The organism is Aeromonas sp. LsrichE-8G, assembly GCF_022869435.1.
Lineage (GTDB): Bacteria > Pseudomonadota > Gammaproteobacteria > Enterobacterales > Aeromonadaceae > Aeromonas > Aeromonas caviae.
The window spans coordinates 1-293 of record NZ_JALIHH010000306.1; the positions used below are offsets into that span (position 1 = coordinate 1).

A 293-nucleotide genomic window follows, 5' to 3' on the forward strand; every position below is an offset into this window, starting at 1 on the left:
CGCAGGCCCGTGCCGACCTTGCGGATAAAAGACCCAGCCTATCAGGAAAAAATGGCGAATATCGACGCCGCGCTGGCCCGCTGTGATGCCGATAATCCGGTGTTTTATGAGGATGAAGTCGATATAGACCTCAATCCCAAATTAGGGGCCGACTGGATGTTCAGAGCGCAGCAAAAGCGGGTTGTCACACCGGGGCAGAATGCCAAGCATTATCTGGCAGGCGTTCTCCACGCAGGCAACGGAAGGGTACTTTACGTCAGCGGGATCAAGAAAAACTCATCGCTGTTTATTGC

At 53.6% G+C, this 293-nt stretch carries 1 pseudogene; it reads left to right on the plus strand.

What is annotated here, in order from left to right:
• Positions 1 to 293, plus strand: a pseudogene (locus tag MUW49_RS21690) (IS630 family transposase); the annotation flags it as partial.